25 protein-coding genes are annotated in these 22,237 nt (G+C 29.8%); 12 read left to right on the top strand and 13 right to left on the bottom strand.

Annotation, left to right across the window (positions count from 1 at the left end; all coding sequences use genetic code 11):
* Window positions 1-63 precede the first annotated feature (63 nt).
* The gene (locus tag HN587_03600; GenBank protein ID MBT7902924.1) at window positions 64-426 is read right to left on the bottom strand and encodes a hypothetical protein; all 363 of its coding nucleotides are present in this window, start codon (window positions 424-426) and stop codon (window positions 64-66) included.
* A 269-nt stretch (window positions 427-695) separates the two neighbouring features.
* Here HN587_03600 and HN587_03595 point away from each other — a divergent pair, with 269 nt between their 5' ends.
* The 7 genes from HN587_03595 (at window position 696) to queA (ending at window position 6,622) form a co-directional block, all read left to right on the top strand.
* Window positions 696-1,343: a hypothetical protein gene (locus tag HN587_03595; GenBank protein MBT7902923.1), complete on the top strand. Its 648-nt coding sequence runs from the start codon at window positions 696-698 to the stop codon at window positions 1,341-1,343.
* Window positions 1,344-1,353: 10 nt separating this feature from the next.
* Window positions 1,354-1,863 carry a hypothetical protein gene (locus HN587_03590; GenBank protein ID MBT7902922.1) on the top strand — a complete coding sequence of 170 codons (510 nt, stop codon included), beginning with the start codon at window positions 1,354-1,356 and terminating at the stop codon, window positions 1,861-1,863.
* Window positions 1,864-1,987: 124 nt separating this feature from the next.
* Complete coding sequence (locus HN587_03585) at window positions 1,988-3,064, top strand: FHA domain-containing protein (GenBank protein MBT7902921.1); 1,077 nt, start codon at window positions 1,988-1,990, stop codon at window positions 3,062-3,064.
* A 79-nt stretch (window positions 3,065-3,143) separates the two neighbouring features.
* Window positions 3,144-3,821 (top strand): hypothetical protein, encoded by a 678-nt coding sequence (locus HN587_03580; protein MBT7902920.1) that lies wholly within the window; start codon window positions 3,144-3,146, stop codon window positions 3,819-3,821.
* A gap of 147 nt (window positions 3,822-3,968) precedes the next feature.
* Window positions 3,969-4,316 carry a hypothetical protein gene (locus tag HN587_03575; protein ID MBT7902919.1) on the top strand — a complete coding sequence of 116 codons (348 nt, stop codon included), beginning with the start codon at window positions 3,969-3,971 and terminating at the stop codon, window positions 4,314-4,316.
* Between the two features lie 85 nt (window positions 4,317-4,401).
* Window positions 4,402-5,583: a hypothetical protein gene (locus tag HN587_03570; protein MBT7902918.1), complete on the top strand. Its 1,182-nt coding sequence runs from the start codon at window positions 4,402-4,404 to the stop codon at window positions 5,581-5,583.
* A gap of 28 nt (window positions 5,584-5,611) precedes the next feature.
* The gene (gene queA / locus HN587_03565) at window positions 5,612-6,622 is read left to right on the top strand and encodes a tRNA preQ1(34) S-adenosylmethionine ribosyltransferase-isomerase QueA (protein MBT7902917.1); all 1,011 of its coding nucleotides are present in this window, start codon (window positions 5,612-5,614) and stop codon (window positions 6,620-6,622) included.
* Here queA and HN587_03560 read toward each other — a convergent pair.
* Together HN587_03560 and HN587_03555 are read right to left on the bottom strand one after the other, a co-directional pair.
* Complete coding sequence (locus tag HN587_03560) at window positions 6,619-7,029, bottom strand: hypothetical protein (GenBank protein ID MBT7902916.1); 411 nt, start codon at window positions 7,027-7,029, stop codon at window positions 6,619-6,621. The two genes, queA and HN587_03560, sit on opposite strands and share 4 nt — an antisense overlap.
* Window positions 7,030-7,228: 199 nt before the next feature.
* Window positions 7,229-7,795 (bottom strand): epoxyqueuosine reductase QueH, encoded by a 567-nt coding sequence (locus HN587_03555; protein ID MBT7902915.1) that lies wholly within the window; start codon window positions 7,793-7,795, stop codon window positions 7,229-7,231.
* A 98-nt stretch (window positions 7,796-7,893) separates the two neighbouring features.
* Here HN587_03555 and HN587_03550 point away from each other — a divergent pair, with 98 nt between their 5' ends.
* The gene (locus tag HN587_03550) at window positions 7,894-9,147 is read left to right on the top strand and encodes a hypothetical protein (GenBank protein MBT7902914.1); all 1,254 of its coding nucleotides are present in this window, start codon (window positions 7,894-7,896) and stop codon (window positions 9,145-9,147) included.
* On the opposite strand, the gene HN587_03545 is transcribed toward HN587_03550, so the two are convergent.
* From HN587_03545 to HN587_03535, 3 genes are all read right to left on the bottom strand, one after another.
* Window positions 9,144-9,686, bottom strand: a complete 543-nt coding sequence (locus HN587_03545; protein ID MBT7902913.1) for a hypothetical protein — start codon at window positions 9,684-9,686, stop codon at window positions 9,144-9,146. The genes HN587_03550 and HN587_03545 overlap by 4 nt on opposite strands.
* 254 nt (window positions 9,687-9,940) lie before the next feature.
* Window positions 9,941-10,105, bottom strand: coding sequence for a hypothetical protein (locus HN587_03540; protein MBT7902912.1), 165 nt, complete (start codon window positions 10,103-10,105; stop codon window positions 9,941-9,943).
* Between the two features lie 5 nt (window positions 10,106-10,110).
* Window positions 10,111-10,269, bottom strand: coding sequence for a DNA-directed RNA polymerase (locus HN587_03535; protein MBT7902911.1), 159 nt, complete (start codon window positions 10,267-10,269; stop codon window positions 10,111-10,113).
* A 425-nt stretch (window positions 10,270-10,694) separates the two neighbouring features.
* On the opposite strand from HN587_03535, the gene udk reads away from it, so the two are divergent.
* Entirely contained in the window at window positions 10,695-11,336 is a 642-nt protein-coding gene (udk, locus tag HN587_03530; protein MBT7902910.1) for a uridine kinase, read from the top strand.
* Window positions 11,337-11,406: 70 nt separating this feature from the next.
* On the opposite strand, the gene HN587_03525 is transcribed toward udk, so the two are convergent.
* Window positions 11,407-12,219, bottom strand: a complete 813-nt coding sequence (locus HN587_03525) for an RNA ligase family protein (protein MBT7902909.1) — start codon at window positions 12,217-12,219, stop codon at window positions 11,407-11,409.
* 53 nt (window positions 12,220-12,272) lie between these two features.
* Complete coding sequence (locus tag HN587_03520; GenBank protein ID MBT7902908.1) at window positions 12,273-12,977, bottom strand: hypothetical protein; 705 nt, start codon at window positions 12,975-12,977, stop codon at window positions 12,273-12,275.
* Between the two features lie 241 nt (window positions 12,978-13,218).
* On the opposite strand from HN587_03520, the gene HN587_03515 reads away from it, so the two are divergent.
* Window positions 13,219-14,148: a hypothetical protein gene (locus tag HN587_03515; protein ID MBT7902907.1), complete on the top strand. Its 930-nt coding sequence runs from the start codon at window positions 13,219-13,221 to the stop codon at window positions 14,146-14,148.
* 48 nt (window positions 14,149-14,196) lie between these two features.
* Here the strand turns inward: HN587_03515 and HN587_03510 are convergent, their stop codons facing one another.
* The 3 genes from HN587_03510 to HN587_03500 all read right to left on the bottom strand — a co-directional run bounded on the left by HN587_03510 (window position 14,197) and on the right by HN587_03500 (window position 17,418).
* Window positions 14,197-14,886, bottom strand: a complete 690-nt coding sequence (locus tag HN587_03510; protein ID MBT7902906.1) for an HAD-IA family hydrolase — start codon at window positions 14,884-14,886, stop codon at window positions 14,197-14,199.
* A gap of 1 nt (window position 14,887) precedes the next feature.
* Complete coding sequence (locus HN587_03505; protein ID MBT7902905.1) at window positions 14,888-16,621, bottom strand: aminoglycoside phosphotransferase family protein; 1,734 nt, start codon at window positions 16,619-16,621, stop codon at window positions 14,888-14,890.
* A gap of 146 nt (window positions 16,622-16,767) precedes the next feature.
* A complete protein-coding gene (locus tag HN587_03500; protein ID MBT7902904.1) occupies window positions 16,768-17,418 on the bottom strand; it encodes an HAD family phosphatase in 651 nt (216 codons plus the stop codon).
* A 119-nt stretch (window positions 17,419-17,537) separates the two neighbouring features.
* On the opposite strand from HN587_03500, the gene HN587_03495 reads away from it, so the two are divergent.
* Together HN587_03495 and HN587_03490 are read left to right on the top strand one after the other, a co-directional pair.
* Window positions 17,538-18,260 (top strand): endonuclease III, encoded by a 723-nt coding sequence (locus HN587_03495; protein ID MBT7902903.1) that lies wholly within the window; start codon window positions 17,538-17,540, stop codon window positions 18,258-18,260.
* A gap of 55 nt (window positions 18,261-18,315) precedes the next feature.
* Window positions 18,316-19,623 (top strand): GTPase, encoded by a 1,308-nt coding sequence (locus HN587_03490; GenBank protein ID MBT7902902.1) that lies wholly within the window; start codon window positions 18,316-18,318, stop codon window positions 19,621-19,623.
* 120 nt (window positions 19,624-19,743) lie between these two features.
* On the opposite strand, the gene HN587_03485 is transcribed toward HN587_03490, so the two are convergent.
* Both HN587_03485 and HN587_03480 read right to left on the bottom strand, forming a co-directional pair.
* On the bottom strand, window positions 19,744-20,451 hold the full coding sequence (locus HN587_03485; protein ID MBT7902901.1) for a hypothetical protein: 708 nt from the start codon (window positions 20,449-20,451) through the stop codon (window positions 19,744-19,746).
* Between the two features lie 134 nt (window positions 20,452-20,585).
* Complete coding sequence (locus HN587_03480; GenBank protein MBT7902900.1) at window positions 20,586-22,106, bottom strand: ribulose-bisphosphate carboxylase; 1,521 nt, start codon at window positions 22,104-22,106, stop codon at window positions 20,586-20,588.
* Window positions 22,107-22,237 lie beyond the last annotated feature (131 nt).

Genomic DNA, 22,237 nt, shown 5'->3' with positions numbered 1-22,237 from the left:
TTTATTGTAAAATTTCGTAAACTTGTTGAGGAGTTACATATGATTTAGTTTGATTTTTTCATGTTAAATGTTTCTCGCCGAGTAGAAGCTTCTAGTTCCTTTTGGTGTTTGTATGACTGGAACTCCTGCTGCAGATAAAATTTGAAAGTGCTTGCCTTGTTCATTCATATAATTGCCACACCAATCAGGTTGTTTTTCTTGATCAGGAGTTTTTGTTTGAACCATTTCTTCAAAACGGTATGTTGCACCATAGTCTAGAGTTGTGCCCAGTACTAAAGGAAATTTAGGATCTTGACCAATTTTAATTGGTAAACCCATTTCGATGCTTGATCTATATAGTTTAGCTTGTTCTTTTCCAATAAGTTCTGTCCAAGATGTTGCAGACGTTACTTTTTCTTTCCATTCAATTAATTCGTTAGATTTCATTTTGTTTTAACCTCTTCTTAATTAGTTATCTATTAGTAGTAACGACTATTATTTATTTTTGAGTCATATTAATTATATTAATTTGACTTATGCTGTATTAGGATTTCTGAAATTTTTTAAATTTTTGAAACTGTAATTTATCGAGCATTATAGAAAACTTTATATAGGTAAATTACTGATTATTTAAATACTGTATAATATTTGTAATAATTTAATTAATTTTTATTATTTTTTTAAAATTTCACGACACATTAAAGGAGGCGATCGTAGTGTCAAAGTATGAGAAACATTCAAAGAAATTAAAAGACGGCATTCCAAACGAATCCAATAATTTGCAGTTGGACACATTACATGCGTGGACAACATATATGAAATCTGGTTCTGTTACAAAAGATGATCATGGCAATGTAAAAGATTTTAGATTAAAGCAAAATCAAGCAAAAGAACTTTCTGACAAAGTGTGGGATGAACATGCAAAACATTTTATGACTAAACTTACTGGCGAGTATAAAGGTTTAAATGGTTATGAAGAAGGGATGCTTGCAACATTTGTTAAAGGTTATACTGGTAAGGGAAAAAACGATTGGTATAATGATTTTAGAGATACAGAAGTTGATCATGACTTTATGGTTAGGCAAACTGGAAATATGGCTTATCGTCATAAACAAGTGAGAGAGAATGAAGTTTTAGAGGATGTTAGAACTGGTTGGCAAGAGGATGATAAATCTTTAAAGAGTCATTTGAAATCGGCATTTAACAAAGCAGGTATTGAAATAGACTTTGGAAAAGTTAAATCTCCTGAAGAAATTACTGATCATTTTAAACAAGTATCTGAAGGAATTGGGGATTCTGAAAAATATATGAAAGGTTTTCCAAAACATTTGAAAAAATATAAACCTCCAAAAAAGAAAAAATAGGTGAAACAAAATGACTGATACTCAAATTCCAAATCACGTTGTCGAAGGATTTAAACAAAAACTCGACGAGCATGTAGATAAATTAGATCAATTTATTGAACATGCACAACTCGCTTTAGTTCATTCAGTTCTTGAAGTTAGAAGAAAACATTCTGATTTAGAAGAAAACTTGTCTTTAATTTTGCAAGATGCAAAAATTCGTAAAGAATTTTTAGATTTACTTGCGGAAGAATTAATTAAAGAAGAAGAAGTAACTTTGTTTAGTTCATTAAAATTTTTGTTAGGAGCTGAGCGATCAAAAAAGAATTTAGACACTGTTGCAAAAATTATAATAACTGATTTTGCTAAAATTTTAGAAGAAGATTCAAAAGTGAATAAAACAATAACAACTGAATATTTGGTTCATCCAAAAACAGGTGTTGCTATTCGATTATTAACTCAATTATTATCTTCTGATTTTGGTGAATTACTTAAACATGAATTTGCTGAAATGTTTACTGAAGAACTACGTAAAGAGTAAGTTGATTATGAATTTTTAATTTAATTTTTTAATTTCTTATTATTTTGTGTTTTTTTACGTTTTAATAGTAGTTACATTACAGAAAATTTTATATATTCTTTAGGTTGAATAAATTAAGAAAATTATGATACGACCTGTTAAATTAATAAGAACGCATTCTGGTGATGCGCTAGTAATTGATCGAATAACTCATCTAGGAAGATTTGCTGAAGTTAAAGATGCAAAAGCGCGAACAACTCCTCAAGAAATACATGATGCTCAAATTGCAATTCAAATTCTTGAAGCAAGAGTTTCTCGAAATCATGCAATAATTTATCCTCCGACTGAAGATGAAACTGGATTTCTTCTTGATCTTAATTCACATAATGGTACTTTTCTAAATAATTGTAGATTGCCAGTTGGAATAAAAACAAAATTAAATGAGGGCGATATATTAAAATTTCCTGGATCTAACGCATTTGAATATAGGCCACTTGATTATGTTCCACAATCTCCTGTTTTTACTCAATGTTTAGAATCTGGAGTTGCTCCTGCAAGAAATTATGGTCTGATGGTCGGACATCCTGGTTTTAATTTAAATGGGGTTGTTAATGATGTTAAAAAACTTAAAAAGATGTTTGAACAAAGAGGATTTAATGGCAATATTCAAGATTTATTAAAAAATGATGCAACTGTTGAAGGAGTATTTGCTAATCTAGACAAATTTAGGGGTTTAGTTACAAATGATGCAATTTTTATGTTTTATTTTTCGGGCCATGGAGATTATGAGGGAAATCTTTGTTTAGGTGGTCCTGTTGGACTTTCTGAAAAATTAAATCCTAAAAAACTATTAGAATTATTATCTGATTTTAGGGGACAAAAATTATTAATTTTAGATGGGTGTTATACTTCAGAATTTGCTAAATATGACTTGCCTGCAAGAACAGTTTTAATCGGATCAGAAGGTAAAGCCTACGAAGGTCCTGCACAATCAATGGTGGGTCCAAGTTCAGAAGGAGTCGTTGCAGGGGAATTAAATGTAATGGGATATTGTAGTAGAGCAATCTATAAAGCGTTAAAAGCACATCCCAATTCTATGTCTGTGGATGAATTAGTTGCAATAGTGCGAGAAGATGATCGAATAAAATTTAGACAGCAAGCAGTTACTTATCATCCTATGACTCAAATATTGCTTCAATCTGCTGCATTGCATGAAGTTTAATGAAGCTTGCTTATTTTATCTATTTTGTTTATAAATGCAAGCTCAATATTTAAAAATGAGTTATATATTTCTAGGAATTATGGATGTAAATCTTGAAACTCAATTATCTTTATTTGAAATTATGAAACAAACTTCAGATAATCTTAGAACTCAATTGGCGCAGCGAAAAGTTGCATTACCAAAAAAAGTTGCACAAGAATTATTAGTTGATCTTCAAACAATGAGAAGTTATGTTAGGGAAATTGAATCAGGAGAAGACGCAGTTAATCTTTCGATAAATTATTCGGGGAATACTTATTCTTTTAAATTGAGACAAGAATCAATACCTGGCTTTGAAGATATAGTTGTTGATAGAATTGATGAACTATCTCAATTAGTTACTTTTTTTGATATGGGCGAACAAGCAATTTCTGAAAAACTTGATTTGAAATTGTTGGATTATACTTTGAGTAATTTGGGAGCTACATATGTTGGTTCTGCATTTGTATTGATGCCTGAAGGATCTACTGAGTTTTATAAAGTTTTAAAAATTGAGATGACTGAGTCGGGATTTGAAGGAACAATGTATTCTGATTCATACTCTGCAGCGTCAGTGGAGCAATTAGTTCATCAGTTTAAAGGTGAAGTTTTTGAAGTTGAGAATGCACTACAATATCCTCTTAAAGAAACAGTAGTTCCAATTTTAGTTGCTAAATACACTCAGCTTTTTGAAAGTACGCTTCCTCGAGATGGAATGGGTAAAGTAATTATGCACTAACTTTTATTTTTTTTATCTTTTAATAAATTTTTAGTTTTAATTAAAATAAGTTTAAATTAAATATACAATTATATAACCTAGATTTATTAGGACTGATTTAATTCTTTTACAATTAATTCTTTTATGAATTAATTGGTGTGATGAATAGTGTATACTGGAATATATGAACAACATAAACCTGAAGGTGAACTTAATGAATTATTTTTTATGAGGGGGGGAACTCCTGATGCATTAAGTTCAGGAGATTCACGAAGTAGACTTATGGCTTGGTTTTTGAGTGTTTATGATGCAAGAAAATATGCTGTGATAAGAGCAACTTGGCTTCTTTGTCAACAACCTGATGTTTCTGATGTTTGCGAGTTAGATGTTAAAACCTCTCAGCCAAAATTTAATTTTGATGTTTGCGCATATCTTGAACAGTTAGTTTCAGAAAATAAATTAGTACGCATAAATAATTCTTCAAATTCTGAATTGGAGCGATATGCACTAAAATGATTTGGTTTTTTTATTGATATCAATTGCTTTTTTAACGTATTTTTGAAGCACAACATATAAAAATAAATAGTTATTTCTGGGTAATATGGTGAATAGAGTCCCTATAGGCGTAGTAATTAATCCTTTTGCTAAATCTAATATTAGGAATGGCGATCGAGAACATTCGGTTAGGCAAATTGTTGGTGATTTAGGTTTAGTTAGGCTAACGCATCGTCCGGAAGATTTGGCTGATGTTATGAGGGAATTTATTGAAAAAGGAGTTTTACATGTAGTCTATATGGGTGGTGATGGAACTGCGCAAGTTGGTATGACTGCCATGATTAAAGAAGTTAAAGCATTATATCCTGAGGGAGTATCTTCTGATGAATTATTATATTTTCCTTATGTTCATCCTGCAAATGCGGGAACAATAAATTTTACTGCAAAACTTGCTCAAATTAATGGAACTCCTGAAGAAAATCTTGAAAGATTGGTTTTTGCATGTGAAAGAGGAGTTGCATTTGAAACATTTCCATTACAAACTTTAAAAATAATAACATATGATAAAAATGATCCTTCAACAATTTTGGGTGAAGAATATGGATTTGTATTTGGTGATGGAGGAGTTACTAACTTTTTAGAAAAATATTATGGCAATGGTGATTCTGTTGAAACTGCAAAATTTGTTTGGCAAATGTTATCGTTTGTTGGAAGACATGCAGAAGATTTTGTTACTGGAACTCAATTTGTTACCAAAAGATTAGATAAATTAGTTGATCAAACAGCATATGAAATTGACAGGCCAGGAGTAATTAAAGCATTAAGAATTATTGGAAAAGGATTAACATCTTTTGCTGCTAGAACTAATTTTCATAGGTCGCTTCTTAGACCAAAAAATGCAAAAGTAACAATTGATGGTGAAGAATTACCTTATACTCAATTTAATGCACTGGGTGCAGGTTCACTTGCAATAAATTCTATTGGTATAAAGCCGTTTTATAGATTACCTTCGAGAAATGATGCAGGAAATTTACACGTTTATGCTGCTGATTTAAGTTATGGTGGACTTATTTGGACATTTTTAAAAGGTTGGAGTGGACGTTATAATTTTAATTTCGAACGGGGAGTTGAAAAATTGGCTCAACATATGCGACTTGAAACTACTGTTCCTGGACGTTATACTTTAGATGCTGAATTGAAAAATCATTCAACAGTTATTGAAATTAGTAGAGGTCCAAAATTATTGGTGCCAATGATATATGGTGATTTACCTTCTTTAGAATATTAAAGTTCTATTGTTAAATAATTTTTAAAAAATGAATTTAGAAGATTTTAATTATGAATTGCCTGAAAAATGCATTGCTCAAGAGCCTGCAAAACCAAGAGATCACAGTAAACTAATGATTGTTGATTCTAATCGTAATTATTCTCATAAAAAGTTTTTTGATATAATTGATTTATTTAAATCAGGAGATGTTTTAGTTCTTAATGAAACCAAGGTAGTTCATTCAAAAATTGTTGGGTGCAAAAAAACTGGTAGTCCTGCTGAGATTGTGTTAACAAAAAAAATTGATCAAACAAAATATGAATGTAGAATTAAAACTCGGAATCCTCATGTTGGTCAAGAATGTATTTTTGAAAAAGAACTTGTTTGTAAAATAATTTTTGCAGAAGAGGGATTTTTTAAAATTGAATTCAATAAACCGCCTGAAGAAATATTAGCTGAGATTGCAACTTTTCCAACTCCACCTTATATTAAACAAGCAATAAAAGAAAAAGATTATCAAACAACTTATGCAAATGATCGAAAGAAAAAATCATTAGCAGCACCTACTGCAGGACTTCATTTTACTGATGAAATATTATTTGCATTAGTTGATAAAGGAGTTAAACTTGTAAAGATTTGTTTGCATGTTGATTTTGGAACATTTATGTCTGTTCGAAGCAATATAAAAGAACATAAAATGCATGAAGAGTATTTTGAAATAAACTCTCATTCAGCAGATGTCATAAATAATCGTGAAGGCAGATTATTTGTTGTTGGAACAACTAGTCTCAGAGCACTAGAATCTGCAGATTATGATTCTGAAGGTAAGATTATTCCAACTTGTAAATATACTAATATTTTTATTTACCCAGGTTATAAATTTAAATGCGGAGCTAATTATTTATTAACCAATTTTCATTTACCCAAATCAACTTTAATTTTACTTGTTAGTGCATTTGCTGGTCGAGAAAATGTGTTAAATTCATATGAGTGCGCAAAACAAGAAAATTATAGATTTTATAGTTTGGGGGATTGTATGTTGCTTAGTAAGAAAGATTAGTTTGAGATTTTAAATTTTTTAAGAACTAGATCTAATTTATTATTAATTTCATCAATTTTTTTTGAGTTATCATCGATTTTTTTTGAATTTTTATCAATTTTTTTTGCATTTTTTTCTATGTGAGTATCAATATTTTTAAATTTTATTCTAATGTATTTGAATTCTTTTTCGGATGTTTTTGCAAATTGAGTCATGCTACCTTTAAATTCTGAAAATTTGCCTGTGATAATTATTAACGTTGTAATTATTGCCCCCAGTGAAATATACAAAATTTGAAGTTCTGTTGGGCTGTGATTAGTTAATTTAAGAAATATCTGAATAAAAAAAATAATTGCAAGTATGACAAAAATTGTTCCAAAAACTATTTGAATTATCTTTCCATGTTTTATTTGGGTTTTCGGATCCATTAAAATGCGCCTATTCTTAAAATTATATATGTTAATAAAACAATGCAAAATAACATAATTAACCAATCAAAATTGGTTGCCCATTGTGCTTTTTTATCAATAATTTGCAAGAGGTATTAATAGCTTAATAGATTTATATATTTTACTTGGAGATTGTTGGAAAAATTCTAATTTGTTTGGTGCTTTTTTCGAATGAGGGTTATTCATGATCAAAGCTTTTTTCAATGTGTTCTTCAAAAGAAAAAATACAACCACAAAATTTCTGACGATAAAGATTAAGTTCTTTAGATAACTCAATACTTTTTTTATAACCTTCATTTTTCTTAAAATCGCCTTCAAAGAAATCTATTTCATATTTTTTTGAAGAATTTTTTCCGATTTTATGGATTGTTTTAGAATTTTTGTGAGGGGATACAGTTAAGGATGTTGTGAACGAGTCAAAACTTAATTCTTTGGCAGTTTTGGCTGCAAGATTTAATCTAAATTCAAAACATTTTTCACAACGTTTGCCACCTTCAAGTTCTTGTTCTAAACCTTTAATAAAATTAAACCAGTTTTTATAATCATAATCTCCAACAATTAATTGAATTTTATGATGTTTAGATAATTTCTCGCACTCTTCTAAACGTTTATCTTTTTCAAACTGAGGGTGGATATTTGGGTTGTAGAAAAATAAAGTTAATTCAAATTCTTTTTTTAATTGTTCGATTACTGTAGTAGAACAAGGTGCACAACAAATATGGAGTAAAAGTTTAGGTTTAGTCATGAGTTTGTTGTTAGGAGTAAATAGTTTATATAATTATTGAGAAAAATGTATTGCGATTTAGAGTAATTTATATAAATTAAATTGATTACTGCATTAATATGGTCGGTTTTAAGTTGAGATTGCATACTAGGAAAATAGTTTATCATATTCATCTTGAGTTAAAAGATTTAATAAAAGATGAAATGCATTATGATCATTTAATTAAGCAAGTTCTTAGACATATATCTGTTGAAGGTAAATTTGATCTAAAATCAGTGTCTGATTTAATTAAAGATTCCAAACATATTTTTTCTAAATTACATGATTTGAGAGATTTAATGTCCTTGGAATTATTTGGATTTTTTTCAGAGCTGTTTGAGTATTTTAAAATTAAAAAAGTATTTGGGTATTTTTCTCCTCAAGAAATTAAATTTGTAGATCAAATAAATTTGGAAACAAAATCGTTAAGAAAAAGTGCTGAATATATTAAATCTCAGTCTCAGAAATCTGCTCATATGCAAAAATCTTTTGAAAAATTTTTTCAAAAATTTGTTTCTGATTTAGGACTTGTTAAAAATATTGATCAATTAAATGAAGTTGATTTTGATTTTGATGAGTTAATGGGTGAAATTCAACTTAAAGGATTGGTGTGTTCGCATGGAACTGGCAGAAAAATATATTTGTTTGTTTTGGGGATGTTGCATTCTTTTGAAGAAGAATTAGAAGACATTTCAGTTTCTGAAGCAAGAAAATTATATGAGCTTAAACAGATTAAAGATGCTTTACTTTCAGTTATGGGACCTAGATACTTGCCAGGAGTTGGTGAATTAATTGAAGAAATATCTAATCTTATGAAATGTTTTGAAATTGAGTTAAATCAAGAAGTTTTGGATAATCAAAAATTATCTGAAGTTGAGTGGAATCTTTTACATTTTAAAAAGAAATTAGATCATCAAACAGAAAAAATTGGTTATCATGCCACTAAAATTTTGTTTGTTCAATATGCTATTTTACATAATTTTATGTTTGGAGCTCCAAGAGATGAAATTTCGGTTACTCTTGATTTAGCTTTTAGAGGTGAAGTAGGAAATGGAATTGGTTTTTTAAAAGTGTCTAAAAAAGTTAGTGAGAGTGGTTTTGAACCTGATCTTAATGAGATAATATTAGAATTTAATTTAAATAAAATTAGGTTAGTAGAACTTCAAGATCATGATGATGCTGTGAAAATTGTTAATATGATTGCTGAACATACGTTAATTGATATAAAAAAATATCCTTGGTATAAATTTAAATCACCGGTTAAACTTACTGATTGTTTAACTAAAAATAGTCTTAAAGAAGTGATGCGAATTAAGAAATCAATGGACCTTTAACAATTTTTTAAATAATCTTTTAATCTTTGTGTGTCTGGATGTACTCTAAGATCGGGAGTTTGTAAAACTTCGCCCATATATTTTTTTGTTAATTCGGCTGTATCTTTCTGAGGTTCTAGTCCTTCAAATGCTTGTTCGATTGAAGTTTTATTAATTAGAATTCGCAGTGGCAAAATTTTAATAATTGTTGGGTCTTTATTTGTGTGTCCATCATAAAAGTCAATTCCATTAAAATTTCCATCTAATTTGCAAATGTGGTAATTTTCTTGTACTTCTTCAACTGTTCCTAAGTATGCAGAAATTATAACTACGTGTCCTACTTGTTTTTCTAATGGTTGATAAAAAATTCCTTCTTGCATTAATTTTAGGGTTAAATTTGGATCAAGTAAACTATCAAAGCCTGCGTCTTCTAATATTGGGGTTATATCTCGTTGACTCTGTAAATAGTCAGTGGTTCTTACGTCTCTATTCGCAAACATATATTGTGTAAGAATTGCTTGACTTAGTTTTCTTGCTAATTCTAATAACTCAGTTCCCATGAAGCTAGTTCTACTTGTTTAGTTTATAAATGTTTCGTTTTTAATCACTAGTTAGTAGTATTTTTCTGCGGGATTATTGTTGGTGGGATGAACTATTTTTTTTAATTGAGGTTTACACATAATTGGATTTAGAACTAAGTTATGAGTTAATTTGTGATGTGCAGTAAAGTATGCATTAGTAATAATAAAAAAGAAAATCGTTGAATACTAAAATTAATCTGGTTAATATTCAAAAATATAATGAAAAAATTAAATTATTTTCTTTGACGTCGTTTATTTCTAGGATCTTCTTTAGTTTCGATGTTATTAGATCCGCATTTTTTACAAGTATATGTAATCATTGCTTTAGATTTACTGCCATGTGAATAATTTTTACGAGATTTAATATCCGTTCCTTTGCAAGATTTACAAATTCTCATTTTTATTAAAACCTCTTAGGTTTGTGTTTTGCAAAACAATCTCTACAATAAACTGGTCTACCTTCAGTAGGTTTGAATGGAACATCGCAGTCTTTACCACAATCTGCACAAGTTGTTTTATGCATTTCTCTCGGTGAATCAAAATTTCTGCTAAATTTTTGCATACTGTCAAAATTTGAAGACCCTTGGTCTCTTCTAGATTTTTTAAAATCATTCCTCATAATATCCTCTCCTAATAATATAGTAAGAAATAGTCTGCTTGAATTATAGTAAATATTAACATAAAACAAGATGATTACATCTTAATAATTGGGAATAATGCATTCCTCTTTATAAATAAGATTGTTATTGAGGCAGTTTTTAGGTAAATTAGGCTAAATAATTAAGTGAGAAGCCCTCAGGTAAGCATTGTAGTCATTGACGAAAAAGTCTCAGATCCCTGCAAATGTCTTCATCGGACTTCTCAACACACGAGTAATGTGTGTGTTTGACTTATTTATAAATATTATTGGGATCTTGAGCCAGTGTGGCATTTAAAACAACGAAAATTAATATACTAGTTATTTATCTCTTTATTCGGGTGATTTAAATGAGTGATCAAGCAAGTAATGGGAGAAAAAGATTATTAATGCTTATTGGAGGGGCGTCTGGTTCTGGGAAGACAACTATTGCGAAAAATTTAGTTGGTCAGGTTAGTCGTGAAATTGGAGCGATTCATCTGAGTATGGATGATTGGTATCCAGATAATTCACATTTATCTTTTGAAGATCGATGTAAGTTAAATTTTGATGATCCAAAAATATTTGATTATGATTTACTTTATAGGCAATTAGCTGATTTGAAACGTGGGCGAAGAATTGATAAGCCAATTTATTCTTTTGAAGAACACACTAGAACTGATAATGTTTTAGAAGTTGAACCTTGTGATTTAATAATTCTTGAAGGAATTTATGCATTATTTGATCCGAGAATTGTAAAACTTGCAGACTATGCTTACTTTGTTGATACTCCAATAGAAGAATGTGTTATAAGGCGAATGGAGAGAGATATTGCTGAAAGAGGAAGAGATTTAAAAGAAGTTTCTGGACGATTGAGGCGAGATGTTATTCCTGCATATCATAAACATGTTAAATTAACTGCAAATAATGCTCCATATAGAATTGATTGGAAAGAAGGACATCATGAAGTTGTGATGGAGGGTTTAGTAAGACTAGTTAGAAGTTATTTTTGAGAAATATAATTTTTAGAACTAATTATTAATTTTTTATTTGTTTAATATTTTGTTTATTTTTGATTTAATTTTAGTCTCTTGGTTGCATGTATGGTCTTCCAAGAGGTTTTGGGATTTCTTTTTTTGGTTCTTGTGGTTTTTCTGGTGCTTGTGTTGTTTCAACGATTCGTGGACCTTCGTAGCCTCTGTCCCAATAAGTTTCTATATAATCTAGCGAATGATTTGCTTTGAAATTTAAACTTTTCCAATGGGTATCAATTTGTTGTAAAAATCCTGGACGTACAAGTTTGCATCTTGATTCATTATATCCGTTTGAGTCGACGCGAACGTAAACTCCCTCCATTGGATTTGGGCCAAATGATGATTGTTGAATTAATTTTTCTAATTCATCTCGTGTTGGCTCTGGTAATTTTCCTTCAAATATTGCTGGAAGATGTTTAATTCCGGTGGGTTTTAATTCTCGTTGTAATCTTTTGTAAGATAAAAATTGGTCTGCACCAAAATCAAATATGTCAAATGCCATAAAATAAGAAGGAAGTCGATCATAATATTCTGAATGTTGTGCAAAACACCACTCTCCAAATAATGCTCGTTCAATGCCTAAAAGATCAAATAATTCTTCGGTGTGTATGTCCATCCAATTACGTAATTTATTAAATTGAGGATCGTCAAATGAGATCAAACCTCCTCTATTTTTTAGAATTAAATCTGCCTCTTCATCAAACCAAATTCCTACATTTGCCCCATCAACTTTTTCTTGTACTACTAGGTCTTGTTCAAGAATTGCGTCAGTTTCATAATGTAATAATTGTAAATCTCCTCTGTAAGAAATAGGTCCATCTACGTGAGGGGTCCTTGGAAATTTTAGTTGATCATTTGACATTTTTTATCTGTGTATATTTTTGTTAAAAATCATAAAAATAAAAAATTTTTCATCTATTGATATCCTGGGCCTTGCCTGAATATTGTATTTGATACTCCTGGATATAAGGTGAATCTTTGAGAAAATTCAATAACGTCACATACGCTCGCTGCATGTTCTAAGGATTTACTTTGATCTGCATATGTTTCTTTTAAGTGAATGACATTGCTGGTAGTTGGCATTGCTTTTAATACATCAGTTATGTCGCTGTCAGGACTTACAATTATTGTTGTTTCATCTGGATTGTCCATTTGTTCTGCAAGAATTATGAGTCCGATGTCTCCTTTACCTAATCGAGTATTTTTTTTCTCCCCGGATCCTTCTGATTGGTATGATCTAAGTCTATCTGCAGCACCTTCTGGTACTTCAACTTTTTCTCGTAAAAGTTCATTCATGCCTATTTTTGTCCAAAGATAAGTCATTAATTCAAAAGGTACTTTTCTTGTTCCAAGATCAACACCGAATGATTTACATTGGGGTTCTGAAAGTGTTGCGTATCTAGCTTGATTGTATTGATGTTCTAATTCTTCAACTACTTGATCTGGTAGGATGTAGCAACTTTCAGGAGTTGATAGCATTTTATCAAACGCACTTAATCCGAATTGGTGGTATAAATTAATCACTGCACCTGTATCTAGCAAATACATTTTTCCAGGATTTGTTAAGTGATCAAAAGATTGATCCAATTCTTCTTCGAGTTCTATTGCTTCTTGAGTCATTTTATTTTTTCCTTCCTTAGGGTATTAATTTTCACACACTAAGAAACCATATTAATTTTACTTAGTAGTAGTAAAAATTTCATCATTTATATATTTTTTGTTTTTTGGTTTATTTTTAGTTTGATATTATTATATTTTATATATTTTTAGTATATATCTTATTCTTAAGAAATATAATGTACCTTATATTATTATACTTTTTAGAAACATTTATATATTTGGGGTGTGATGCTACTTTCTTATGAAACGAAAAATTATCAAACTCGGTCAAGCAACGTATGTAACTAGTCTGCCAAGTAAGTGGATTAGGGAATATAATTTGGAAAAAGGAGATTATCTTGAAATGCAACAAAAAGATGATTCATTAATAATTAGTACGAACAAAATATCTCCTAGAACTGAAGTATTTGTTGATTTATTTGACTATAATGAAAGAACAATAAGGAATGTTTTGAATCAAACCTATAGGAAAGGATTTGATGTAATTCGATTAAAAATTTCTAAAACTGATCAATTAGATATTGTTAGAGAATTAGTTAGAGATACAATGCTTGGTTTTGAAATTGTTCGTGAAGATGAAAATTTTTGTGTTGTAGAAAATATTGCAGAACCCTCTCCTGAAAAATATGATGTTCTTTTAAGAAAATTATTTTTAACAATTAAAACTGAAGCTGAAGAAATACTTGGCGAAATACAACAAAATAAAAAATTTAATTTAAAGCGACGAAAAGATAATAAAAACTTTGTAGATAATTATACTAATTTTATTAGGCGATTAGTTTTAAAAAATAAAATAAAAGGGTCAAGAGACTCATACTTACTTTATTATTTAATTTCTCAATTATCTTTGATACATCACGCATATTATTACATGTGTGCGTATTTAGAAAAACAAAAAAATAATAATCTTGATTTAAAAGTTATTGAATTATTAGAACAAGCAAATAAGCTTTTTTGTTTGTTTTATGATTCATTCTATAAAGGGGATTTAAATTTAGCTCATGATATTCAAGTTAAGAAAAAAGAATTAGTAAACGAATACTTATATCCTCTTCTTGCAGAAAATACGGGAGTTAATGCAGTTGCACTATATCATATTGGTGAAGTTATTAGAACAACACAGATGGCATCAACAGTATTGTTTGGGTTTGTTGATGAAGAAGTTAAGTAAATAAATATTTTTAGAATTTCTTTTAAATTTTTTTCTTTTAAATTTTGATTAAATTTGTTCCCAACTAAGTTCGCATAGTTTTTCATTAACCACTTCTTGCAAAGTTTTTTTATCTCCAATTTTATATTTTACAACATGAATTCCTGCTGCTTTTGCACCTTCTAAATTTTCTTCTTTATCGTCCACAAATATGCAATTTTGTGGTTTTAAATCTCGTGCGCGAAGAATATTTTCGTATGCACCTTTTTCTGGTTTTCTATATCCCGTTTCAAATGAAAAATATATTTGGGCGAACCACTGAAAATAATTGTGTCGTTTCATGTTTCCGCATCTTATATCTGGAGTTGAATTTGAAAGCATAATTAATTCATAATTTTGAGACTCAAATATATTTTTTACTGCCTCGATAGATGTTTCTTCTACGTTGGTTGTTAATTGTTCTAAAACTCCTTTTGCAAATTCAATATTTTCATTAGTTGTTGGAATTTTGTGATAATTAAGAACTTGTAACCAAAATTCGTCAGAACTAATATTTCCTCTGTTGTGTTGGTATAATGGATTGGTTTGAGATTGATCATATAATTTTAATGCTTGTTTGAATTGTTTTCCAGTTAAAGGTTTTGTGCCAAATGTTTCTGAGAATAATCTTGCAACTAAATTCCAATCATTTTTAACAAGGACCCATTCATTATCTAGAATGATTGCTTTTTTTTCTGAAACTGGTTTTATATGGGTCATTTTAATTCATTAATTTTCTTGCATATTTCGTAATTCCATTTATGATTCTTTCTTGTTGGTTTATTGCGACTGCTAAAGCTACTGCTGTAATTCCCATTCCAATTAGTTCGGGAGGAATTTCAATTCCTTGATATTTTCCAACAAGTGCTGCACCAGTTATGAAGGTTGCATTAATTGCGACATCACCTGACATCATATTTCTATTATTAGTTTCACTAACAACTATATTTTCAACATTTAGTAGGTGTTTTTGAAAATTTTCTTCTGCAATATTATCTGCATCAATTCTATATTGGTGATTTGTTGTGTGGGCATATGCAACACTAGTTTTTTCATCAGGTTCTAAATTATTTAAATCACCAAATCTATTTTCGCTATATTTAGCAAATTCTTCTGCGAGTTGATCTGTCCTTGTAATTTCTGAATAATCTGCTAGTGATTGTTTTGCTTTGTTTAGCAAATATGCGCAAGAATTAAGTAAATTGGGCCAGAATTCTTCTCTAATTTGGCCTTGCTCCATTGTCGAAAAATATCTGTTAAGTAGACTAAAATATGTTTCGAATTCAATTAATTTGAGATATTCAGGTTTAACTGGTCCAATAATTTTTTCTTGAGCTGCAATTATTTGAGCACGTGCTGCTTCAAAACTAGGTTCTTTTTCCAAGTCAGTAATTGTTGCAAAATGAATAAAATCTTGATAAGGAATTCCTAATTGTGCGCTGTCCCAATCGATTATTCTTAAATCGAGAGATTCGCCTGTATCAATTAAATTTCCTTGATGTAAATCTCCGTGAATTAAACATAAATTCTGATCTTGTGTTGCTTGATTGTATGTGGTTGAAAGAATTTTATGTAAATCTGAATCATCAATTGAACTTAAAAGTTTTTGATGGAATCTATGTTCTGATTGATTAAAACTACTTGCTCCTGTGGTTGAATCTAAATCTTGTGCAGGGTAGGGCATGAATTGCTCACCAGATTTTAATTGATTGGTTGTTTTATGAGAATAAATACTAAACATATTTTTAAAAAGTCTTGCTACTTGTGCCATTTCTAATTGTGATTTTTCTTGAGTTGGTTTTTCACCTTTTATTACTAAATTTTCTAGTGTGTCGCCTTCAATATATTCATAAAGTTGACCTCGACTTAATTGTCGTCCTGCAGCACCTAATTTTTTTGCAGCAAATAATTCGTGCGCATATCTTTTTGGAACAAATTTGTGTCCGAGTTCTCTTAAGTAAGTAGTTACTGTGCCGCCCACGTTTAAATTTGGTTTATCATTATATTTGTAAATTAATTTTTTTCTATTTCCATCTCCAAATAATAAATCTAATTTTGTAAAATAGCCGCCTCTGAATAATCCAGTTCCTTCTTGTCTTCCTCTAACTTCTAATTTGACAAATTTGCCGCGGTAATTGTTTTCTGTTTTTATTTGTTTTACTATGTCATCAAAACAATCTAGGCCCATTACTTTGCTAATATTTGATAGTTCATTGTGCCATTTTCTGTTTGATGCCCAATTAACTCCGCGTCTAACCATGTCACCTAATAATCCTGCACCTAAAAATCCTGCTCCAATTTCATAGCTAGCTGGGTTTTGAGCAGTTATTGCAGTGCCCATCCCTGCATAGGTTATGGTGTATAACCAAGGGTGATTGAAAATTATATTATTTAAATTGATAATTCTCCTAGTTAGGTTACGTTTTTGTTTTGGAGAAGGATTCTTTTCACTCATTTTTTTCACAGGATATTTTTGAGTTGTGCGCCTTATATTGTTGTTTCTTAATAAATATAAGGTGTCCTGCGAGAAGTCGTTTAGATTATTTATAAATGTTTCGTTTTTGTAATCACTATTGAGTGGTGTTTTTGTGCTGTTTGGGGCTATAATTTATTTAAAAATTCAGGGGTTATTTCGGATAAATGGGATACAATTTTTGTTGCAAGTGAAAAATCATCATTTTTGGTCGCTTTTGTTGGTATTGCTATACTTTTCATGCCTCCGTTTGCAGCTGCAATAATTCCTTTTTGCGCATCCTCAATTACAACTAGATTTGTTGGAAGAATATTTAGTTTTTTACTAGCCATTAAAAAACATTCGGGATCTGGTTTATGTTTAGAATGCATTTCCCCTCCAATAATAAACTTAAAACAATTTGTTAGATTCGTTAGTTTTAGAATTTGTTTTGCTTGATTTGTGCTTGAACCAGTTACTAGTGCTAGCGGAAAATTTTGAGCTAAAAGTTTTATTGCAGTAATTCTTTTCTGATCAATAACCATCTCAGTATTAACAAATTTTTTAAATAATTCTCGTTTTACTTTGATGATTTTTTCATATTCGATACCTTTTGCTTCTAAATTATGAATTTTAATGTATTCAGTAAACCTGCCACCTTTAGTTGTCCAAAAATCATAATAATCTTGTTCTTCAATAAATACTCCATAGGGTTTTAGTGCTTCAATATAACTTTTGTAATGAAGATATTCAGTATCTGCTACTACTCCATCCATATCAAATAAAATTCCTTTAATCATTATTTTGTTAAATGTGCTAATAGTTAATAAATTTTTTTAATAAAATTACCCAAACAATTAAAATAAGTAACTATTTCCTATTTATTATGTGTTTTTTACTAAGGTTTTAGGGGTTTTTTATGATTAAAAAAAGAGATAACTTAGAATTGACTAAAAATAAATTAACAAAAAAAGAAATAACTCAAATAATTAAACTGATTTCTAAAAAAATACTGCAATTTAATAGGCCACTTATGGATCAACTAAGTTTAGAAAAATCAAAACGAGATCCGTATAAAGTTTTAATAAGTTGTTTGCTTAGTTTAAGAACTAAAGATGAAATAACAGAAAAAGCAACTGCCAAGTTATTTTTAAAAATTAAAAAACCAAAAGACTTAGTAAAATTAAATCTTAGTCAAATAGAAAAAATAATTTATCCTGTGGGTTTTTATAAAACAAAATCTCAACGTATTAAAAATATTTCTCAAGAATTAATTGATAATTATGATTCTATAGTTCCTGATTCTTTGACTGAGTTATTGAATTTTAAGGGTGTTGGGAGAAAAACTGCAAATATTGTGTTATCTCATGGTTATGATATTGCTGCATTTGCAGTTGATACTCATTGCCATCGAATTCCAAATCGCATAGGTCTCGTAAATACTAATGTTCCTGAAGAAACTGAAACTGAACTCATAAAAATTATTCCAAAATCAAAATGGATTGAATTTGGTAGTGCGCTTGTCACATTTGGACAAAATATTTGTAAACCCATCGGGCCAAAATGTGATTTATGTCCAATTACAAAATATTGTAAATATTACACAACAGTTTTTTTAATTAATACATTAATAAAAAAATAATCATAAATTAAGTAAAAATAATCATAATCTAAAATTAATTAAAAAGGTGATATCTATGGATAAGAAAAATGTAATTATTATGGGTGCTGCAGGAAGAGATTTTCATAACTTTAATACGTATTATAGGGATAATGAAAATTATAATGTAGTTTGTTTTACTGCAACGCAAATACCTGGAATTGAAGATAAAAAATATCCTGCTGAGCTTGCAGGGCAATTATATCCTGAAGGAATTCCAATTATTGCCGAAGAAAAATTAGCAGAGTTTGCAAAAAAAGAAAATGTTTTAGAAATTACTTTTTCATACTCTGATGTTCCTCACGAATACGTCATGCATAAAGCAAGTCAAGCAAATGCACTTGGTGCAGATTTTAAATTAATTGGAACTCATACCATGCTTAAAAGTATTAAACCTGTGATTGCTGTTTGTGCTACTCGGACAGGATGTGGTAAAAGTCAAACAACAAGAAAGATATGTGATATTTTAATTTCTAAAGGAAAAAAAGTTGTTGCAGTACGACATCCTATGCCATATGGGGATCTTGTAAAACAAGCAGTACAAAGATTTGAAAATTATGAAGATTTTGAAAAACACGAATGTACTATTGAAGAAAGAGAAGAATATGAACCTTTAGTTGAACAAGGAATTATAGTTTATGCGGGCGTCGATTATGAAAAAATACTTCGACAAGCAGAACAAGAAGCAGATGTAGTTTTATGGGATGGGGGGAATAATGATACTCCATTTTTCAAACCTGATTTGTTCATAACTGTTGCAGATCCTCATAGGCCAGGTCATGAATTATCGTATTATCCTGGTGAAACAAATCTTAGGATGGCTGATATTGTTTTAATTAACAAAGAAGATACAGCAGAAGATGGGCAAATAAAAATTGTTGAAGATAATGTTAAATTAGTTAATCCAACTGCAAAAATAATGCATGCAGATTCCACAGTTAGAGCTGAAGAACCAGAACTTATTGAAGGAAAAAAAGTTTTAATTATAGAAGATGGACCAACACTCACTCATGGAGGAATGAAAATTGGTGCAGGATTTGTTGCAGCACAAAAATATAATTGTGAAATAATAAATCCTATCGAATTTGTTTCAGGAGAATTAAAACACACTATGGAAAAATTTGGATTAAGTCAAATAATTCCTGCAATGGGTTATAGTGATAAACAAATAAAAGAATTAACTGATGCCATTGATCGCGCAAATTGTGAGGGAGTAGTTATTGGAACTCCATTTGATTTGAAAAAATTAATGAGCGTATCCAAACCTGCAACTAGAATTCGCTATGATCTTTTCGAAAAAGGGGAATTTAATTTAATTAAAGTTTTAGACGAGTTTTTAAAATAAAATTAATTTATGGGAAAAAATTTAAAAAAATTATTTAATTATTTTTTTTATTATATTTCATGTTTTTTGATTTATGTTTTTTTTTTGATTTTTAATATTTTTGTTGTTTTTCTGTTTTTTTTAATTTTTAACACGAACCATCCAAGCACGATAACGATGATCTGGTTGGTGCTCAGGTTTTAGAATTACTAATTTTGCAGGAGAAGTACTTATAACTCGATGATCAATTGTTTCATTAGGTAGTTTGTAATCAATAGATGGACCATCTTGAGGTCTAAATACTGGAACTTCTCGTCCAAGATTATCAATTCTTGTTTTGCCGTCAAGATGACTATAATCCAGATTTACTGGATCTAATTTAAAAACTCTAACTGATTCATCTAATCTTGCAGTTTCTGGTTGATAATAATTAAGCATTTGAAGATATGCTTGACCTACATCTTTTTCTAAACCTCTTAGATAAAGCATTGCTTGAATTGCATCCCAAGTATAATTTTTCAAACTTTTATCATATCTTGCAGCCGAAACATCCATTAATCGAATAAAGAAATCTTTTTTTGGATCTGTATGGACTGTTTTTTTATGAAATACGTGAGCAGTATAAACTCCTTGACTTCTATTAGTTCCTTGAAGTGTTGCAAGTTCATCTGAAGTTCTTCTGCGATTATGACCTACAACATAAATTGTTTTAGGAGTTTCTACTTCCTCTGGTTTTTCGCGAACAACTAAATGTTCATGATCTTGATTCATAATTACGTATAATCCTGACTCTTCGAGTCTGTGAACCATAAATTTCATCATTTTGTTTTTTTCAGCTCTTGAAACCATAAATGTTAGAAATGGAGCTGGGTTTTATAAAATTAACTCCTGGTTATTTTGGTAATTGATGCAAAAACATGAGAATTATTGTAAAATTTACGGAATGTTTAAAATAAATATAAAATAATAAAAAAAGAAATAAATTAATTTTTTTCAGTATTATGCGCTTTTTTTACTAATTTAACATGATCTGTTTTCTTCTTTTCAAAAAAGTCAATTGCTTGTTTGAGTTCTTTATGTTTTTTTGCATATGTGTGAATGCTTATTCCTTGTTTATACGCATCACATGATTGAACGAGTGCTGCAGCTCCAGCTTTTGTTCCTTTAGGATGTGCATGACAACCAGCACCCATAGTTGTAATAAAATCAACATTACCCATAATATCAATAAATGGTTTTAGTAGCGTTGGATTTAGTCCTCCTGAAACAATTGGTGCACATTTTTTCATACCTCTCCAACTATCATCCTCTAAAATAACTTGATGTGCAATATCTTTATGGGTCAACTGAATTGCATCTTTATCTTTTCCTGGAATTTTACTCCAAGCTTGCGTGAAAAAGTGGCCATTATCTTTAAAATGTTGAATTACATGTGCTGCAATTATATCTTCTTTAGGAGTTCCTTTCATTTTACCTACTCCTGCAGTTCCAGTATGAATTCCTGATGCGCCTGCAAGACGAGCAAACTTTGATAGAACTAAAACAGTAAAACCCATTGGATTTTCTGGCCGAGTAAATGCTCCATGCGCGGCTCTATGAAAATGAATAAATACATTAGGATATCTTCTACGAAGTGTTTGAACTGCCATCCACCCTGCAGTAATTCCATCAATTAAAAATGCATAACTTCCAGGTTCAAATCCTGCATTACAAACCATTTCACAACGTTTGATCATAGTATCAAAATCGGCAGATGAAACATTAAATGAATGAACTTTTTTTCTTTTAGTAGTTTTAACTGCTTTATCCATTGCTTCTTTAACATGTTTTACCATTTTATCATATGGGCAAAAGTCTTGGTCTGCTTGAGGTTCATCGTTTTTAACAAAATCTCCTCCACCAACCCAGAAATCATAACATACTTCTGCATATTCTGCAGAAGTTAATCCCATTTTTGGTTTAACAATAGTTCCTAAAATTGGACGATCATAAACATCTAAGTATTTTCTCATATCATCAATAGTATAACTAGGACCATCATATTGTTCAAGCATTGCAGGAGGGAACCATACGTCAAGAAGTTTAAGTGCATCAACATCACTCATTCCTAAAACATTGCCTACAACATATGTTAAAATATTTTGAACATTACCATTTCTATCAAATAATCTCCACGGATATGCAATCCATACAAGATTTCGTTTTAAATCTACTTGGTAAACTAATGCATTCATTGTGCGAGAAAATGGAGTCTCTGTTTGAACTCTAAAATTTGTTCCGGTTGAAGACTCTGCTGCAACTTCTGATGCTGCTTGTAAAATATTGTGTTTTTTTCCAGGAATTAAATGAAACACACTTAGAAGATATTCTCCATTCTGTGGATTTTTTAATTTTAAATTAACATAAGCTTTTTGTTTAGGATTTAGCGAATCAACTAATTTCTTATGTTGAGCAGTGAAAGTTTTTGATTTAGTTGTACTTTTAGTAGAATTTTTTGTAGCCATGATAAACACCTCTTTTTTTTGAATTATTAAGTTTAAAATGTAAAAATATTATTTATATTTTATATTAAGTATTTATAAAAGATTTAAATGTTTCGTTTGAAATTAGATTTTTTTAATTTTTATATACATTT

This window comes from Candidatus Woesearchaeota archaeon (assembly GCA_018675335.1).
Taxonomy (GTDB): domain Archaea; phylum Nanobdellota; class Nanobdellia; order Woesearchaeales; family UBA11576; genus JABJCP01.
The sequence above is the reverse complement of the archived record's forward strand: the minus strand, read 5'-3'. Positions and strand labels throughout refer to the sequence as shown.

What these genes read in the sequence shown, in the direction of transcription:
- HN587_03570 (MBT7902918.1), top strand. Translation starts at nt 4,402, where the DNA reads ATGGTGAATAGAGTCCCTATAGGCGTAGTAATTAATCCTTTTGCTAAA.
- HN587_03590 (MBT7902922.1), top strand. Translation starts at nt 1,354, where the DNA reads ATGACTGATACTCAAATTCCAAATCACGTTGTCGAAGGATTTAAACAA.
- HN587_03500 (MBT7902904.1), bottom strand. Translation starts at nt 17,418, where the DNA reads ATGATTAAAGGAATTTTATTTGATATGGATGGAGTAGTAGCAGATACT.
- HN587_03520 (MBT7902908.1), bottom strand. Translation starts at nt 12,977, where the DNA reads ATGACTCAAGAAGCAATAGAACTCGAAGAAGAATTGGATCAATCTTTT.
- HN587_03525 (MBT7902909.1), bottom strand. Translation starts at nt 12,219, where the DNA reads ATGTCAAATGATCAACTAAAATTTCCAAGGACCCCTCACGTAGATGGA.
- queA (MBT7902917.1), top strand. Translation starts at nt 5,612, where the DNA reads ATGAATTTAGAAGATTTTAATTATGAATTGCCTGAAAAATGCATTGCT.
- HN587_03515 (MBT7902907.1), top strand. Translation starts at nt 13,219, where the DNA reads ATGAAACGAAAAATTATCAAACTCGGTCAAGCAACGTATGTAACTAGT.
- HN587_03485 (MBT7902901.1), bottom strand. Translation starts at nt 20,451, where the DNA reads ATGGTTTCAAGAGCTGAAAAAAACAAAATGATGAAATTTATGGTTCAC.
- HN587_03510 (MBT7902906.1), bottom strand. Translation starts at nt 14,886, where the DNA reads ATGACCCATATAAAACCAGTTTCAGAAAAAAAAGCAATCATTCTAGAT.
- HN587_03480 (MBT7902900.1), bottom strand. Translation starts at nt 22,106, where the DNA reads ATGGCTACAAAAAATTCTACTAAAAGTACAACTAAATCAAAAACTTTC.
- HN587_03550 (MBT7902914.1), top strand. Translation starts at nt 7,894, where the DNA reads ATGGTCGGTTTTAAGTTGAGATTGCATACTAGGAAAATAGTTTATCAT.
- HN587_03545 (MBT7902913.1), bottom strand. Translation starts at nt 9,686, where the DNA reads ATGGGAACTGAGTTATTAGAATTAGCAAGAAAACTAAGTCAAGCAATT.
- HN587_03540 (MBT7902912.1), bottom strand. Translation starts at nt 10,105, where the DNA reads ATGAGAATTTGTAAATCTTGCAAAGGAACGGATATTAAATCTCGTAAA.
- HN587_03600 (MBT7902924.1), bottom strand. Translation starts at nt 426, where the DNA reads ATGAAATCTAACGAATTAATTGAATGGAAAGAAAAAGTAACGTCTGCA.
- HN587_03585 (MBT7902921.1), top strand. Translation starts at nt 1,988, where the DNA reads ATGATACGACCTGTTAAATTAATAAGAACGCATTCTGGTGATGCGCTA.
- HN587_03495 (MBT7902903.1), top strand. Translation starts at nt 17,538, where the DNA reads ATGATTAAAAAAAGAGATAACTTAGAATTGACTAAAAATAAATTAACA.
- HN587_03505 (MBT7902905.1), bottom strand. Translation starts at nt 16,621, where the DNA reads ATGAGTGAAAAGAATCCTTCTCCAAAACAAAAACGTAACCTAACTAGG.
- HN587_03560 (MBT7902916.1), bottom strand. Translation starts at nt 7,029, where the DNA reads ATGGATCCGAAAACCCAAATAAAACATGGAAAGATAATTCAAATAGTT.
- HN587_03555 (MBT7902915.1), bottom strand. Translation starts at nt 7,795, where the DNA reads ATGACTAAACCTAAACTTTTACTCCATATTTGTTGTGCACCTTGTTCT.
- HN587_03535 (MBT7902911.1), bottom strand. Translation starts at nt 10,269, where the DNA reads ATGCAAAAATTTAGCAGAAATTTTGATTCACCGAGAGAAATGCATAAA.
- HN587_03490 (MBT7902902.1), top strand. Translation starts at nt 18,316, where the DNA reads ATGGATAAGAAAAATGTAATTATTATGGGTGCTGCAGGAAGAGATTTT.
- HN587_03580 (MBT7902920.1), top strand. Translation starts at nt 3,144, where the DNA reads ATGGATGTAAATCTTGAAACTCAATTATCTTTATTTGAAATTATGAAA.
- udk (MBT7902910.1), top strand. Translation starts at nt 10,695, where the DNA reads ATGAGTGATCAAGCAAGTAATGGGAGAAAAAGATTATTAATGCTTATT.